The organism is Salinispora pacifica DSM 45544, from assembly GCF_000378845.1.
Taxonomy (GTDB): Bacteria; Actinomycetota; Actinomycetes; order Mycobacteriales; family Micromonosporaceae; genus Micromonospora; species Micromonospora pacifica.
In genome coordinates, this window is sequence record NZ_KB905359.1 from 286,869 (window position 1) to 301,824 (window position 14,956).

A 14,956-nucleotide genomic window follows, 5' to 3' on the forward strand; every position below is an offset into this window, starting at 1 on the left:
GGCCTCGCGGTCGTCGTGGCCTCGCGTCGGATGCCGCCGCAGTCCGTAGGCTGCACCGCTCAACCGCCAGTGGCAGCAGTGCTCAACGGAGGAACCGCCTCGCCGAGATCACTGCCGCCGGGCAGGCTTCGCCGCGCCCGGCGCACCGGATGACTGGTCGGCCCCGAACAGGCCCAGTCGCAGTAGGCGTTGGTTCGCGGCGCTGCGGCGGGCCAGTGCCGGCGCTTCGAACATGGGCTGGTCCAGATTCGGTTGCATGACCGGCTCCAGCAGCAGCGGGCCCACGATCAGGCACAGCATCTGAAACGGTGCCCACCGCAGATCCGCATCCGTGTGGCCGCCCTCGGCCGCGATCAGCCGCTCCAACTCGGTGCGCGTACCCTCCAGCAGGTGGCCGAACAGCGCCGCGCTCGCCGGGCTGTCCTCCTGTAGCACCCGACGCAGGTAGCCACGCAGTGTCGGGTCGGCGCCGAACATCCGCGCGGACATCTCACCCAGTGACGCCATCAGATCCGTGCCGCCCGGTTCCAGTTCCCGCAGGGCAGCGCCGAGCCGGGCCAGGACCTGCTCATCAACGGCGGCGCGGAGCCCTTCCTTGGAGCCGAAGTGGTGCATCACGAGGGCCGGCGACAGCCCGGCCTCAGCGGCTACCGCGCGGGCCGAGGTGGCGGCGAAGCCACGCTGCGCGAACAGGCGCAGGGCCGCCTCGCGTAGCCGCGCCCGTCCGGTCAGGTCCGACGGCGACGCTTCCATGTCAGCACGGTATGTCATCGTGCCGGCGCCGTCCTCGGGGGACTTCCCGAGATGGGGGTTCGGTGGATCCATGGCTGAACATCTGTTCAGTATATTGAACGGATGAATAATGTCGTCAGTGCACCCCCCACACGTCGCACCCAGTACCTGCACTATCTGGACAATCTGCGGGTGGCGATGATCCTCCTGGTGGTGATCCACCACGCCGCCCAGGCATACGGCCCCGCCGACTGGTGGTACTTCAACGGCGACCAGCGCCTGCCCGTCCTGGCCACCCTCTCCGCAGTGGGCGGGGCGTTCCGGATGAGCCTGCTGTTCTTCGTCGCCGCGTTCCTCGTGCCCCGCGCCGTCGACCACAAAGGCGGCTGGAAATTCATACTCAGCCGACTCAAGCGCCTCGGCATTCCGTTTCTGATCGGCTCGGCCACGATCATTCCCGTACTGATGTATGTCTACTACCGCGAATACCGCGGCTATCCGCCGATCTCGTTTCCTCGCTACTATCTGGACGTGTTCCTCGGCTTCGGCCCGCAGCCGGCCGACTGGACCGGCCCGATCTGGCCCGACCTGCAGTTCGGACACCTGTGGTTCATCCAGACTCTGCTCGCCCTCAGTGCCCTGTACCTGCTGTTCCACTGGCTGGGCGGGCTGCTGCGCCGCGTCCGCCCCAACCCGAGACCGGCCCGGCTGACCTGGATGACCGACAGCCGTAGCCTGATCATCTGCATTCTCACCGTGGCCGCGGTCGTGTTCCTCATCCGAATCTGGTATCCGCTTGACCAGTGGGTGCCGCTGTTCGGGTTCATCCAGGCGGAACCAGCTCGCCTCGCCCAATACACGGCATTCTTCGCCGCCGGTGCCATGGCCTACCGACGCAATTGGCTCGCCCGACTGCCCCGCCGGACCGGCTATGTCTGGCTGGCCATCGGCGCCGCACTCACCGCCGTACTATTCTGGACCCGCACCGACACCTGGTTCTTCGCCCCCGGCGGCGCCTCCTGGGCCTCGGCCTGCTGGGCGCTGACCGAGACCTTCCTGTGCGTCGGCCTCAGCATCGGCCTGGTGACCCTGTTCCGGGACGTCTTCGCCGCCCACAACCGGCTCACCCGCGCCATGGCCGCCAGCTCCTACACGATCTACCTCATCCACCTGCCGATCGTCGTCGCCCTGCAGTTCGCGTTCGCCCGCGCCGGCCTACCCACCATCGCCACCTTCGTCGCCGTCACCACTCTCGGCATCGTCATCAGCGTCGCCACTGCCGTGACAGTCCGTCGGCTGCCCGGCCTCCGTACGATCCTGTGACTGTCCTTCCAACGCGGCTCCGGGCGCCAGCGACGCCGTGTTCATCGGCGGCGGACCGCTGCGGGCAACCTGGCCTCCGCCTTCAGATCTCACCAGCGCAAGGGCCAGGGCCGATAGCCTTGGCGGTCAGCGCGGCGGGCCGGCCACCGGGGGCGGCGGGGCGAGGGTGGGGGAGAAGGCGGTCAGGAAGCGGTCCCGGAATTCGTCCATCCGCCACACCGGGGCATCCGGCACCGGGCGCAGCCCGTCCGGCCAGCCCCATCCGGCGATCTGCGCCAACACGGCCGGATCGCGGGTAACGAGGTGGACGGGTACGTCCCGGCTGGCGTCCGGACCGGTGATCACTGGTGCCGGCTGGTGGTCACCGACCACGATCAGCACCAGGTCGTCGTCGCCGTACCGCTGCAGGTAGGAGATGAGGGCGCCGAGGGCGTACTCGATGGAACGGCGGTACCCGATACGGGGCTGCGTTGCGGAGCTGCGTTCGCTGGCGTCGTGGAACCCTCGACCGTCGCCGAGGGCGTCCCAGTCGACCAGCCTCGGGAGGTGGGTCCAGGGCGAGTGGCTGGAGACCAGGGCCAGTTCGGCCATCACCGGCCGCCGGTCGGCCCCGGCCAGTTCCCGCTGGTGGAAGGCGGAGAGGGTGTATTGGTCGGGCATCGGGGCGAAGCCGAACCGGGGTCCCTGGTAGCCGAGGCTGTACTCGTCGTAGAACCGTTCGTAGCCGTAGAAGGCCCCCTCCGGCCAGGGCTGGTTGACCGCCGGCATCACCCCCACCGTCCGCCAGCCGGCCCGCTGAAACGCCGCACCGAGGGGGGTCCGATCGCTGGCCAGCAGCGTCTGGTGCCGCTGGTTGTTGTCGATCCAGAGCCCGGAGAGCAGCGTCGCGTGGGCCAGCCAGCTACCCCCTCCGGCGGTGGGCGAGGTGAGGAAGGCGCTACGGGTACCGAAGCCCGCGGCGGAGAGCTCCCGCTGGCCCTCTTCGAGTACCGCCTCGACGGCGGCGAACTCCGGCTCCTGCACCACGTCCCGCCCGTAGCTCTCCACGAAGGCGACCAGGACATCCTTGCCCTCCAGTGCGGTCAGCAGCTGATCGTCGGGGACCAGGCGGTACGGGTCGATGTTCACCCGGTTGGCGAAGCTCGCGCTGTCCTGAAGGCGTGCCTGCACCTGCGCGGCGTGCGCCCGGACCAGGTCCGTTGTGGTCGCGTCAGCCACCGGAAGCGCCGGGACGATCCGTACCCCGGTGGCGGCGGCCACCAGCCAGAGCGCCACCAGGCCCGCGAGTACCCGCCGCGCGCTGTCCGGATGCCCGGTCAGCAGCCGACTCAGCCGCAGGACCGCCCAGGTGGTGGCCGTCAGCAGCGCCCCCACCAGTAGGCCGGCGCCGACGGACGCGGCGATCGCGGCGGTTCGGCCAACCGACGCGCTGACGAAGGTGAACGCCTCGTCGAGGAGGCGCCAGTCCAGGGCCAGGTCGACCGGCCGGTCGAGGCTGCTGTGGAAGCCCAGGTCGGCAGCCGTGACCACCACCAGCAGCCCGAGCAGCGTCCCCGTCAGTGCGGCCATCGGCCGCCGTACCCGGGCGGGTACGGCGAGCAGGACAGCCGCCAACGCGAGACCTTCCAGCGGGATCCGCAGTAGCGCGGCCGGTACCAGCTGACTGGGCTGCCGCGGCACGGTGAGGGCGGCCAACACCAGCAGCACCGCCAGCGTGGCGGGTACCCGTCGCCACCATGCACGCCATCGCGGCCCCGCTGCCTCGGTGGGTGCCGTCACCAGTGGGGCCGGCGGCGTGCTGGCTCGGTACCGCCACCGCCAGGCCACGTCCCGGCCAAACGACTCCAGTTGCAGCACCAACACCGCCAGGGCGAGCAGCCCGCCGACCGTGCTCGGCAGCAGTCGGGACGTCACCACCAGCAACACCACGCCGAGAGCCGCCGCGACGACCTTTCGCCAGTAGCGCGGCGGCAGCGGCCCGCGCAGCCAGGGCAGGGCCCATCCGGCGACGAGGAACACGTACCGCATCGCGCCGAGGATGAGCACCCAGGGCCCCACCACGGGTGCCACGTGCAGACTGAGCACGGCCACCAGGACGCTGTCTATCTCCATGTCGAACCGGGCGCCGAATGCGCTCTCGGTGCCGGTGCGTCGGGCCACGTATCCATCGACCGCGTCCAGCGACAGCGCCACCGCGGCGAGAGTGGTCAGGAGCCCGACCGGCACCGGGCGGCCGGCGAGCTCGTCGGCCACCAGCGCGAAGACCGCTCCGATGAGCACCGCCCGGGTCAGCGTCACCCGGTCGGCCGGGCCGAGGCCCCTCGCCACCTGGTGCAGACCGCGACTGAGCGCCAGACACAGCACCAGCCCGTACGCGAGGCCGGTGAACCAACCAGCGGCGCCGAGCCCCACCGTCCCGGCCACCGCAGCCAGCAGGAGAATCTGGACGGACAGCCCAATCAGCGGACCGTTTCGAACCGTGGCCACCATGCCTCCCTGTTTATGATCGACCACTCTGACAGGGTCTACGAATGCGTATCGCTCCGGCTCGCCGGAGCCGCGGAGAGGAGCAACCGGTGAGCCGGCACGCACGCGCCTTCTGGCTGGCAACGCCCGGGCGGGGCGAGATCCGCCCGGTGCTGCTGCCCACCCCGAACGCCGACGAGGTGCTCGTCCGGACCTGCTACTCCGGCGTGAGCCGCGGCACCGAGACGCTGGTGTTCACCGGTGGTGTCCCGAGCGGACAGCATGCGGCGATGCGCGCCCCGTTCCAGGAGGGTGACTTCCCGGCCCCGGTCAAGTATGGCTACCTGAGCGTGGGCGTGGTCGAAGAGGGTCCGACCGACCTGCGCGGACGGACCGTCTTCTGCCTGCACCCGCACCAGACGGCGTACGTGGTCCCGGCCCGGGCCGTGGTGGTGGTGCCCGAGCAGGTACCGGCGGCCCGGGCGGTGCTCGCCGGCACGGTGGAGACGGCGGTGAATGCGCTCTGGGACGAGCCACCCCTGGTCGGCGACCGGGTCACCGTGGTCGGTGCCGGGATGGTCGGCGCGGCCGTCGCGGCCCTACTCGCCCGGTTTCCTGGCGTACGGGTGCAGCTCGTCGATGTGGACCCGACGCGGGCCGCGCTCGCCGGGGCGCTCGGCGTCGGGTTCGCCCCGCCGGCCGCCGCGGCGGCCGGACGGGACCTGGTGGTGCACGCCAGCGCGACCGCCGCCGGCCTGCGTCGCTGCCTCGAACTGGTGGCGCCGGAGGGTACGGTGCTGGAGCTGAGCTGGTACGGCGACCGCGAGGTGGCGCTGCCGCTCGGTGCGCAGTTTCACACCGGCCGGCTTACCCTGCGCAGCAGCCAGGTGGGACGGGTCGCCCCGGCCCGGCGGAGTCGGCGTAGCCATGCCGACCGGCTCACCCTGGCGCTGGAGCTCCTCGCCGACCCGGTCTTCGACGCCCTGCTGACCGGGGAGTCCCGGTTCGCGGACCTGCCCGACCTGTTGCCCCGGCTCGCCGACCGGCGGTTGCCAGCCCTCTGCCATCTCATCACCTACGACGGAGAGTGACACTGTGTTCAGCGTGACCGTCCGGGACCACATGATGATCGCCCACAGCTTTCAGGGCGAGGTGTTCGGTCCCGCCCAACGACTACACGGGGCGACGTTCGTGGTGGACGCGACCTTCCGCCGCGGTGACCTGGACACCGACGGGGTCGTGGTCGACATCGGTCGGGCCACCGCGCAACTGCGCGCGGTCCTCGCCGAGCTGACCTACCGCAACCTGGACGACGAGCCGGAGTTCGCCGGGGTGAACACCACCACCGAGGTACTGGCTCGCACCGTCGCCGACCGCCTCGCGGCGCGCGTACACGCGGGGGAGTTGGGCACGGGCGCCGGTGGTCTGAGCGGCATCAGCGTCACTCTGCACGAGTCGCACGTCGCCTGGGCCAGCTACGAACGGTCGTTGTGACCCACGCCCTGCACGTCGTGCTACCGGGCAACGTGGACGATCCGGCCAACCCGAGTGGCGGCAACCGGTACGACCGGCGAGTCCTCGACGGGCTGGCAGCCGTCGGCTGGTCGATCCACGAGCACCCGGTGCCCGGCGCCTGGCCGTACCCGGCGAGCGCGGACCGCCTCGCCCTCGCCGGGGTGCTCGTCGCGCTGCCGTCCGGTTCACTCGTCCTGTTCGACGGGCTCGTCGCCAGCGCGGTACCGGAGCTTCTGGCCCCGCACGCCGGGCGGCTGCGCCTGGCGGTGCTGGTGCACCTGCCGCTGGACAACGCGGCGGAGCGGGCGGCCCTACGGCACGCGGCGGTGATCGTGGCGACCAGTACCTGGACCCGCCGGTGGCTGCTCCACCGGTACCGGCTGCCCGCCGAGCGGGTGTATGTGGCGGCGCCCGGGGTTGACCGGGCCACCGCCGGGCGCGGCTCGGCAGCGGGCGAGCGGCTGCTCTGCGTCGCCGCCCTCACCCCACACAAGGGACACGACACACTGGTTGACGCCCTCGCCATCGTCGGGGAGCTAGCCTGGCGTTGTGACTGCCTCGGGTCGCTCACCCAGGACCCGGGCTTCGTCCAGCGGCTCCGGCGACGGATCGACGACCTGGGTCTCGCCCGGCGGGTGCACCTCGCCGGACCCCGTACCGGCGTCGCCCTGGCCGCCGGGTACGCCACCGCCGACCTGTTGGTGCTGGCCTCCCGGGTCGAGACGTACGGGATGGTGGTGACGGAGGCGCTGGCGCGCGGTGTACCGGTGCTGGCCACCACCGCCGGTGGCCTGCCCGACACCCTCGGCCGCGCCCCGGACGGGACGGTGCCCGGAATGCTGGTGCCCCCAGATGACCCGGCCGCTCTCGCCGGCGCGCTCCGCCGCTGGCTCGTCGACTCGGCCCTGCGGGACCGGCTGCGCCGCGCCGCGCGCGCCCGCCGGGCGACTCTCACCTGCTGGACCACCACCACCAGATCGCTCGCGGCGGCGCTGGAAGGAGCGAGATGAAGGATCGGGATGGTGACCTCGAGCTGGGCTTACCGGCGGCCTTCGCGGACTGGCTCACCCGGCGGGAACCGGCCGACGCCGTCGCCCGCGTCGTTGACCTCGCCGACCAGGTCCGGGCCCGGCTCACCGGCACCCGCCCGGTCGTCGTTCACGACCTTGGCAGCGGCACCGGCGCGATGGGCCGGTGGCTCGCTCCTCGCCTACCCGGGCCCCAACACTGGGTTCTGCACGACGGAGACGCCAGCCTGCTGGCCCGGGCCGCCGCCGACCCACCACCGGCTGCCGCCGACGGGAGCCCGGTCACCGTCGAGACCCGTCGCGGTGACCTGACCCGGCTCACGGCCACCGAGCTGGCCGAGGCCGACCTGATCACCGCCTCCGCGCTGCTGGACATGCTCACCGCCGAGGAAGTCGGACGGGTGGCGGCGGCCTGCGCCGGGCGTCCGGCTCTCTTTACGCTCTCGGTGGTCGGCCACGTCCGCCTCGACCCCGCGGACCCGCTCGACGTGGAGGTCGCTTCCGCGTTCGACGACCACCAGCGCCGTACTGTTCGGGGACGGCGGCTACTCGGTCCGGACGCGGTGGCCGACACCGCCGCCGCCTTCGCCCGGCAGGGCGCTGTGGTCACATCGCGGTCCAGCCCGTGGCGGCTCGGCCCGGCCGATGCGGGCCTGTTGGGGGAGTGGTTCAGCGGCTGGACCGACGCAGCCCAGGAGCAGCGGCCCCAGCTGGCCGGCCCGTTGACCGGGTACGTGCGTCGTCGCCGGGCCGACCTTGCGGCTGGCCGGCTTTCCGTGTTGGTGGACCACCGGGACCTGTTGGCCCTACCGACGGTGAACTCGTGACGGTTGTGGAGCGTGCCCACCCAAGGACGGACCGCGAGGCAGGGCCGGATGGCGAGGTCGGCGCCCTGCTACCGGCAGCCAGCGGCCGGCGCTGGGCGTGGGCCCGTACGCTGGGCGGCCTCGGCCTGCTGGCCCTGCTGCTCTGGCTGGTGGGCACCGGCCCGTTCCTTGCCGGGCTGCGCCTGATCACCGTCCCGGCGTTGGCCACGGCGGTGGCGATCGGTGGGGTCACCACGGTCTGCGGTGCGTGGCGCTGGAGTCTGGTGGCCCGGGGACTCGGGGTCCGGCTGCCGCTGTGCACCGCCATCGCCCACTGCTACCGGGCGGTCTTTCTCAATGCGACGCTGCCCGGCGGGATCCTGGGCGACGTACACCGGGCGGTCCGCCACGGGCGGTCCGCGGGGGACCTCGGCCGGGGTGTCCGGGCCGTCCTCTGGGAGCGGACCGCCGGCCAGGTGGTCCTCGCGGTGGTCGCGGTGGTGGTGCTGGCCGCGTTCCCGTCCCCGGTCCGGCCGTACCTGCCGGTGGTGACCACTACTCTGGCCGGTGTCGGCCTCGGCGCAGCGCTCCTGGGGTGGGTGCGTCCCGCCGGTCAGTCCCGGTGGGCGCGGGTGGTCCGTGTCGCCGGCGCCGACATCCGCGCCGGCCTCCTGGCCCGCCGCACCTGGCTCGGGGTACTGCTCGCCTCGACCCTGGCCGTGGCGGGGCACCTGGCGACCTTTGTGCTCGCCGCCCGAACCGCCGGCTCCACGGCGCCGCTGTCGCTGTTGGTGCCATTGACCCTACTGGCCCTGCTCGCCACGAGCATCCCGGCGAACATAGCTGGCTTCGGGCCCCGCGAGGGCGCGGCCGCATGGGCATTCGGCGCCGCCGGCCTCTCCGCCGCTGAGGGCGTCGCTACCGCCATCGTTTACGGAGCTCTGGTGCTCGTCGCCAGTCTTCCCGGCGCCGCCGTCCTGGCGGCCCGTCGTGTCCGCGTGCCAGCTGGCACCCGCTGACGAGGAGTCCGATGCATCCCATTGCCACGATCCGTACCCAGGTCGTCGTCCCGCTACGATTCCCGGACGGGTACGCCACCACGGCCCGGGTCTACTCCTTTGCTGGTCTGGTTGACGGGCGTGAGCACCTGGCCTTTGGGCTCGGTGACCGGGCTGACCCGGCGGTTGTGCCGACCGAGCGTTCGGTGCCCCTGGTGCGGCCGCACAGTGAGTGCCTCACCGGGGACGTTTTCGGCAGCCAGCGCTGCGACTGCGGCCCGCAGCTACGCGAGGCGGTCGAACGGATCGCCGACCGCGGTGGCTACCTGCTCTACCTGCGCCAGGAGGGCCGGGGCGTCGGCCTGTACGCGAAGTTGGCGGCGTACGCGTTGCAGGACACCGGGTTGGACACGTACGAGGCGAACATCGCCCTCGGCCACCGGGCGGACGAGCGGGACTACACCGTCGCCGCGCAGATGCTCACCGCCCTCGGCGTGGACCGGGTCGCGCTGCTCAGCAACAACCCGGACAAGTACGCACAGCTGAACCGACACGGTGTCGCCGTCAGCGAACGAGTGACCACCGGGGTCTTCCTCTCCGCGACCAACGCCGACTATCTGGCGATCAAGGCGACTCGCGGCGAGCACGCCCTCGACCTACCCTTCGTTCATGACTGAGCGCCCGTACGTCCTGCTCAGCTGTGCCGCGTCATTGGACGGCTACATCGACGACGCGACCGGTCAGCGGCTGGTGCTCTCCAACGACGCCGATCTGGACCGGATCGACGAGGTGCGGGCCGGCTGCGACGCGATCCTTGTTGGTGCGGGCACCATCCGGCGGGACGATCCGCGGCTGCTGGTGCGGTCCGCGGCGCGGCGGGCCGCACGGGTTGCCCGTGGCCGGGCTGCCTCACCCGCCCGGGTGACCATCACCGGCTGCGGCGACCTTGACCCGCGGGCTCGGGTGTTCACCACCGGCGCGACCGTACGGTTGATCTACTGTGCCACCCCGGGGGTGGTGAAGGCCCGGGAGCGCCTGGGCGAGCTCGCCACCGTGGTCGACGCCGGGGAGCCGGTTGACCTGGTATCGGTGCTTGCCGACCTGGCCGCCCGGGGGATTCGCCGGTTGCTGGTGGAGGGGGGCGCGAGCATGCACACCCAGTTCCTCGCCACCGGACTCGCCGACGAGCTACATCTGGTGGTCGCCCCGTTCTTCGTCGGGGACGGCCGGGCACCCCGCTTTGTGCGAGACGGCTCATTCCCGTGGCACGCCGGACGCCGGGCGCAGGTCGCCGAGGTGCGGCAGATCGGCGATGTCGCGTTGGTTCGTTACGCCCTCACCGACCGCTGTCCCGGCTGACCGCCGCATCTGGCGTGGATGCTCCCACGCCGCGATGACCCGCCGTAGCCTGCGGCGGGGCGCGGGCGGTGGCGGCGGGCGGCAGGGCGCGGACCCCCCATGGTCATGGAAGAATCTGGCGATGCATAGCCTGGCTCAATCACTCGACGGCATGAGCGCGCTGATCATCGGTGGCGGAGGCAAAGGAATCGGACGGGCGATCTCGCGGGCGTTCGCCTCGGCTGGCGCTGCCGTCGCCGTCGCTGACATTGACAATGTGCGCTCGCACGATGCCGTTGAGGAGTTGATCGGATCCGGCGCCCGTGCTCTTCCCCTCATCGGCGACGTACGGTCTCGATCAACTGTGGACACCTTTGTCGCTGCCACGATCGCCGAGTTTGGCCGGCTCGACACGCTCGTGACTGTTGTGGGCGGGCAGGTCGCCTTCGTGCCCGCGGTGCGGCTACACGAGATGAGCGACGACGACTGGGACCTCGCGTACGAAATGAACCTCGGCTATGCCGTCCGTGCGGTCCGCGCCGCGATCCGTGCCTTCCTGGCCCAGGGGCAGGGCGGTTCCATCGTAAGTGTCGGTTCGGTCGCTGGGGTAATGGCCGCACCCAGGCAGGCTGGCTATGGTGCCGCCAAGGCCGGCCTCGTAAGTCTCGCCAGGACTGTCGCTGCCGAGTACTCCGCCGACGGTATCCGCATGAATATCGTGTCCTGCGGTGCCATCGCAACGGCGGTAGCAAATTCTACGCAGCCTGCCGGCGAGGTGCCCGAGATCCCGATGCGCCGACTCGGCGCTCCTGACGACGCCGCCGCAGCTGCCGTCTACCTGGCCTCACCGCTTTCGTCCTATGTGACCGGGCAAAGCGTCGCCGTTGACGGGGGCGTGACAGTCCGAGGCCCGTTCGCCGACTGAGTCGCCCTTCGGCGCATCCGGGCTGCGTACCTCGACCACCACGGGCTGCCGCACCGCGTGCACCGATGCCCGTTTAGGCGGGCGAATACCAGCCACAGCGAATCGGTGACTCCGCCGGTCGGACGGGCCGGGTGGCCGCTGTTGCCGATTCGGGAAGCCGCCGGCAATGGTCTCGTCCGTGGGGCAGCTCGACAGCGGTTGGAAGAGGTATCCTCCTGGCGCCCGGCCCGGCGGTCCAGAAACGCTCGGTTGCCTAGCCGTCCGATGCCAAGCCTTCGGGCGCCCGAGCCTACCGGTGTACGGACCTTCCGGTGTACGGACCTTTCCACTACCGGCCAGTCAGCGGCCCACGGCGGTACGGTCCAGGAACATCAGTCGGGCCTGCTTGCCCGGCAGGTCGACCAGCGGCCCATCGACGAAGCCGGTACGGCGCAGCCGGGCCTGTGCCCGCTCGTTGCGGGCATCTGGCTCAGCGATGATCCGCTGGTGGGTGGGGTCGGCGAAGACGAAGTCGACCAGGAGCCCGAAGAGGTGGCCGGTGAAGCCCGGCTCGGGGCGGGCCGGCGGGCCGATCAGAAAGTGGATGCCGTGGTCGCCGGGCTGGACCGGGTACACCTTACCCACCGGATCGGTGTCCGGCTGGTACGTCTCGAACAGCGCCGCCGGAACCCCGTCGCGTAGCGCCAGCCAGGCCTGGTGAGTGGGGAGTGAGTCCAGGTGGCGGTAGATCTCCGCCACCCGGTCGCGACCGGCGTCACGCATCCCCCAGAACCGGGCCCGCTCCTGGCTGACCCAGCCGTGGATGAGATCCAGGTCGCCCTCCGGATCCACCGGCCGCAGCTGTACCTCGCCGAAGCCCTTGACCACTCGCCCGAAAACCACCCGGTCACCCATCTCGCTCCTCAGTCAGCTTGTCCCAGTCGGTAACCACCGGCAGCAGCTCCCCGCGTTGCCAGGCGGCCAGTTGATCGTCGTCGTGCGCCGAGCCGGGCACCCCATCCGTGCCGAGGGGCACCACCCAGCGGCTGTTCTCGCGGCGCGCGAGGTCCCAGGCGTACCGGGCGGCCGGCCCGCGCCGGCACAGGTCGGTCAGACCGGGCACGCTGGAGGTGGAGAGTACACAGTCGTGCTCTCCGCCGAGTTCCGGTCCGGCACCCACCTCCGGGGAACCCGGCACCGGATTGTCCGCGACCACGTTCTCCACCACCACGGTGACCGGCACCGCCCGCCAGGGCGCGAGCCGGTGGCGGGCGCCCCATCGGGCTGCCTCGCGGCCGACGGCGGGGTCGAGGTCGCTGCCCGCGACCTCCAGCAGCGCGGCCCGGACCAGGGCCGGCGCGTCCAGGCCGGGGAGCGCGTCGGGAGCGAGCAACGTGCCCAGTGCCGTCCCCACCCGAGGGGCCAGCGCCAACCAGGGCGCGAAGACCTCCGGGTACGCCGGTGGGTCGGCGAGCGCCGCCAGCGCCGGATGCGCGGTGATCTGCCGGACCAGGGCGGCCCGGACGGCGGCGAAGGCGCCCGCGTCGGCGCTGTCAGCGGCCATCCGTCGGTCCCAGCGCAGCAGCCGGTCTCGCAGCGCGGCGGCCGGCGTCGGCAGCTCCGCCAGGCCCGCCAGGAGGGTGAGCAGCGGCCCGGCGGCGGCCGTGTACGTGTCGGTGTGCACGTCGGCCATTCGCTCCGCCGTCCAACCGGTGGTCGCGTCGAGCAACTCGCGGATGCGCCGGGCCCGGTGCGGGGGTGCGAACTCGACCCCCAGCGGAGCGGAGACAGCGCGCTCATTGGCCATCACGGCGACCTCGGTGACGGTGGCCCGCGGCATCGAGCACCAACCAGACCAGGCGTACCGGGGCTCCCACGCCGGTACAACCCGTACGCCGTTGGCCGCCGGGCGGGCCGGCACCGCACCGGCGACCCGGTGCAGCAGCCCACCGGCGGTGTCGGCGGCGAGCACCACATTGACGGGCTCCACCCAGTGCTCCACGGCGGCGTCAACGTCGGCGACGGTGCGTGCCCGCAGGAGCGCCGGCAACGCGGCGAAGCCCAGCTCGCCGGTGACCCGGGGCGGGTAGCGGAGGCTGATCGCCTCGGCCGACTCCGGGCCGCCGACGACCACCGGCCCCCGGTCGGTCTCCACCACCTCCACCTCGACCGGCTCGCCGCCGGCCACCGTGATCGTCTCTGCGTGGGTGCGCGTCGGCTGCCAGCCGTCCGGCCCGTAGGCCTCCACACCGCTGCCCCGTCGACGTAGCCGCTCGGCGTACAGGTCCTGGTAGTCGGCCATCGCGTTGGTGATCGCCCAGGCGACCTCGCCGGTGTGCCCGAAGTGGGCGATGCCGGGAACCCCCGGCACCGCCAGGCCGACCACGTCGTACGCCGGGCAGGCGAGGCGGATCTGCTGGTAGATGCCCGGGTCCTCGATGTGCCGGTGTGGGTCGCCGGCGAGCAGGGCGGCACCGGTGGCGGTACGGTCGCCAGTCAGCAGCCAGCCGTTACTGCCGGAGCTGACCGGCGCGTCCGCCTGGAAGAGCGCGACGGCTTCCGGGCCGAGTCGCCGGGCAACGTGCTCGCGCCAGAGCTTGCTGGGGAAGCCGGCGAAGAGGACGTGGTGGGCCAGCCAGATCGCCAGCGGGGTCCACGGCTCCCACCGACCGGCGTCGAGCCCAGCGGTGGCGAAGCGCGGGTCGCGGGCCGCCCCCGCGGCCAGGCCGGCATTGACTCCGGCCACGTACCGGCCCACCCAGGAGGCGGTCGCCGGGTCGAGGCGGGCGTGGCAGCGCCGGGCGGTGTCGGCGAGGCGGGCCTGGCGGGCGAGCCGGTCCCACGGCACCGCCTCGGGGCCGAGGAACGTGGCGCTCGCCCCCAGCGACCGGTGCCGCTCCACCTCGATCTGCCAGGCCCGGTCGTACGCGGTGACCCGGCCCTGGGCGTAGGCCAGTTCGTCGGGATCGTCGGCCCGCAGGTGCGGGACACCCCACCGGTCTCGGAAGAGTCTCACGCCATGACTCCGATCGGGGCCCGGCGCCGGGCCGCCGGCACCACCAGCGGGGTGCCGGTCTCCGGATCGTCGATGACCCGGCAGGGGAGGCCGAAGACCTCCTCGACGAGCGCGGCGGTGACCACCGTCTGGGGCGGGCCCGTCGCCACCACCTGCCCGTCGCGCATCGCGATCAGGTGGGTGGCGTAGCGGGCGGCCTGGTTCAGGTCGTGGAGTACGGCGACCAGCGTACGACCCTCCTCCTCGTGTAGCCGGGCGCAGAGGTCCAGGATTTCGATCTGGTGGGCGATATCCAGATACGTGGTGGGTTCGTCGAGCAGCAGCAGGGGGGTCTGCTGGGCGAGGGCCATGGCGAGCCAGACCCGTTGTCGTTGCCCGCCGGAGAGTTCGGCTACCGGACGGTCGGCGAGGTCGGCGACGCCGGTGGCCGCCATCGACTCGGCGACCACGGCTTCGTCCTCGCGGGACCACTGCCGCAGCAGCCCCTGGTGTGGGTATCGCCCTCGGGAGACGAGCTCGGCCACCGCGATGCCGTCCGGGGCGATCGACGACTGGGGCAGCAGGCCGAGGGTCTTGGCGATCTCCCGGGCGGGACGTCGGTGGATGTCCGCCCCGTCCAGCAGGACCGCACCGACGCTCGGTCGCAGCAGCCGGGACAGGGCACGCAGCAGGGTGGACTTGCCGCATGCGTTCGGACCGATGACGACGGTGAACGACTGGTCCGGAACGTCAACGGTCAACTCGCGGGAGATGGTCCGCCGTTCGTACGCCAGGGTCATCGCGTCACCGCGTAACCGGGACCGCATCTTCGGTGCTCCGTTCTCCGTCGT

The 14,956-nt window shown here is 72.0% G+C and carries 14 protein-coding genes; 9 read left to right on the forward strand and 5 right to left on the reverse strand.

The genetic code is table 11. The features are described 5' to 3' along the window. Positions 1-108 precede the first annotated feature (108 nt). Positions 109-753, reverse strand: a complete 645-nt coding sequence (locus tag SALPAC3_RS0101220; protein ID WP_026185133.1) for a TetR/AcrR family transcriptional regulator — start codon at positions 751-753, stop codon at positions 109-111. 102 nt (positions 754-855) lie between these two features. Between SALPAC3_RS0101220 and SALPAC3_RS0101225 the strand changes: the two genes are divergently transcribed. After that, positions 856-2,055: an acyltransferase family protein gene (locus SALPAC3_RS0101225; RefSeq protein ID WP_018219445.1), complete on the forward strand. Its 1,200-nt coding sequence runs from the start codon at positions 856-858 to the stop codon at positions 2,053-2,055. Positions 2,056-2,181: 126 nt separating this feature from the next. On the opposite strand, the gene SALPAC3_RS0101230 is transcribed toward SALPAC3_RS0101225, so the two are convergent. Continuing rightward, positions 2,182-4,545, reverse strand: coding sequence for a CDP-alcohol phosphatidyltransferase family protein (locus tag SALPAC3_RS0101230; protein ID WP_018219446.1), 2,364 nt, complete (start codon positions 4,543-4,545; stop codon positions 2,182-2,184). An 86-nt stretch (positions 4,546-4,631) separates the two neighbouring features. Between SALPAC3_RS0101230 and SALPAC3_RS0101235 the strand changes: the two genes are divergently transcribed. The 8 genes from SALPAC3_RS0101235 to SALPAC3_RS0101270 all read left to right on the forward strand — a co-directional run bounded on the left by SALPAC3_RS0101235 (position 4,632) and on the right by SALPAC3_RS0101270 (position 11,131). Further along, on the forward strand, positions 4,632-5,612 hold the full coding sequence (locus SALPAC3_RS0101235; RefSeq protein WP_018219447.1) for a zinc-dependent alcohol dehydrogenase: 981 nt from the start codon (positions 4,632-4,634) through the stop codon (positions 5,610-5,612). 4 nt (positions 5,613-5,616) lie between these two features. Next, positions 5,617-6,015 (forward strand): 6-pyruvoyl trahydropterin synthase family protein, encoded by a 399-nt coding sequence (locus SALPAC3_RS0101240; RefSeq protein ID WP_018219448.1) that lies wholly within the window; start codon positions 5,617-5,619, stop codon positions 6,013-6,015. After that, positions 6,012-7,046, forward strand: a complete 1,035-nt coding sequence (locus SALPAC3_RS0101245; protein WP_018219449.1) for a glycosyltransferase family 4 protein — start codon at positions 6,012-6,014, stop codon at positions 7,044-7,046. The genes SALPAC3_RS0101240 and SALPAC3_RS0101245 overlap by 4 nt, the downstream gene beginning before the upstream one ends. Beyond that, the gene (locus SALPAC3_RS0101250) at positions 7,043-7,891 is read left to right on the forward strand and encodes a methyltransferase domain-containing protein (RefSeq protein ID WP_018219450.1); all 849 of its coding nucleotides are present in this window, start codon (positions 7,043-7,045) and stop codon (positions 7,889-7,891) included. Before SALPAC3_RS0101245 ends, SALPAC3_RS0101250 begins: the two co-directional genes overlap by 4 nt. Positions 7,892-7,956: 65 nt before the next feature. Then, entirely contained in the window at positions 7,957-8,889 is a 933-nt protein-coding gene (locus tag SALPAC3_RS0101255; RefSeq protein ID WP_026185134.1) for a lysylphosphatidylglycerol synthase transmembrane domain-containing protein, read from the forward strand. A gap of 11 nt (positions 8,890-8,900) precedes the next feature. Continuing rightward, the gene (locus SALPAC3_RS0101260; RefSeq protein WP_018219452.1) at positions 8,901-9,545 is read left to right on the forward strand and encodes a GTP cyclohydrolase II; all 645 of its coding nucleotides are present in this window, start codon (positions 8,901-8,903) and stop codon (positions 9,543-9,545) included. After that, complete coding sequence (locus tag SALPAC3_RS0101265; RefSeq protein WP_018219453.1) at positions 9,538-10,227, forward strand: RibD family protein; 690 nt, start codon at positions 9,538-9,540, stop codon at positions 10,225-10,227. The genes SALPAC3_RS0101260 and SALPAC3_RS0101265 overlap by 8 nt, the downstream gene beginning before the upstream one ends. A 151-nt stretch (positions 10,228-10,378) precedes the next feature. Continuing rightward, positions 10,379-11,131 carry an SDR family NAD(P)-dependent oxidoreductase gene (locus tag SALPAC3_RS0101270; RefSeq protein ID WP_018219454.1) on the forward strand — a complete coding sequence of 251 codons (753 nt, stop codon included), beginning with the start codon at positions 10,379-10,381 and terminating at the stop codon, positions 11,129-11,131. A gap of 339 nt (positions 11,132-11,470) precedes the next feature. Here the strand turns inward: SALPAC3_RS0101270 and SALPAC3_RS0101275 are convergent, their stop codons facing one another. Genes SALPAC3_RS0101275 through SALPAC3_RS0101285 form a run of 3 tightly spaced genes read right to left on the reverse strand, consistent with a single transcriptional unit; the run spans position 11,471 to position 14,932 of the window. Then, positions 11,471-12,025 (reverse strand): GNAT family N-acetyltransferase, encoded by a 555-nt coding sequence (locus SALPAC3_RS0101275; protein WP_018219455.1) that lies wholly within the window; start codon positions 12,023-12,025, stop codon positions 11,471-11,473. Continuing rightward, a complete protein-coding gene (locus SALPAC3_RS0101280; RefSeq protein WP_018219456.1) occupies positions 12,018-14,126 on the reverse strand; it encodes a penicillin acylase family protein in 2,109 nt (702 codons plus the stop codon). Before SALPAC3_RS0101280 ends, SALPAC3_RS0101275 begins: the two co-directional genes overlap by 8 nt. After that, positions 14,123-14,932 carry an ABC transporter ATP-binding protein gene (locus SALPAC3_RS0101285; RefSeq protein ID WP_026185135.1) on the reverse strand — a complete coding sequence of 270 codons (810 nt, stop codon included), beginning with the start codon at positions 14,930-14,932 and terminating at the stop codon, positions 14,123-14,125. The genes SALPAC3_RS0101280 and SALPAC3_RS0101285 overlap by 4 nt, the downstream gene beginning before the upstream one ends. Between the last annotated feature and the right edge of the window lie 24 nt (positions 14,933-14,956).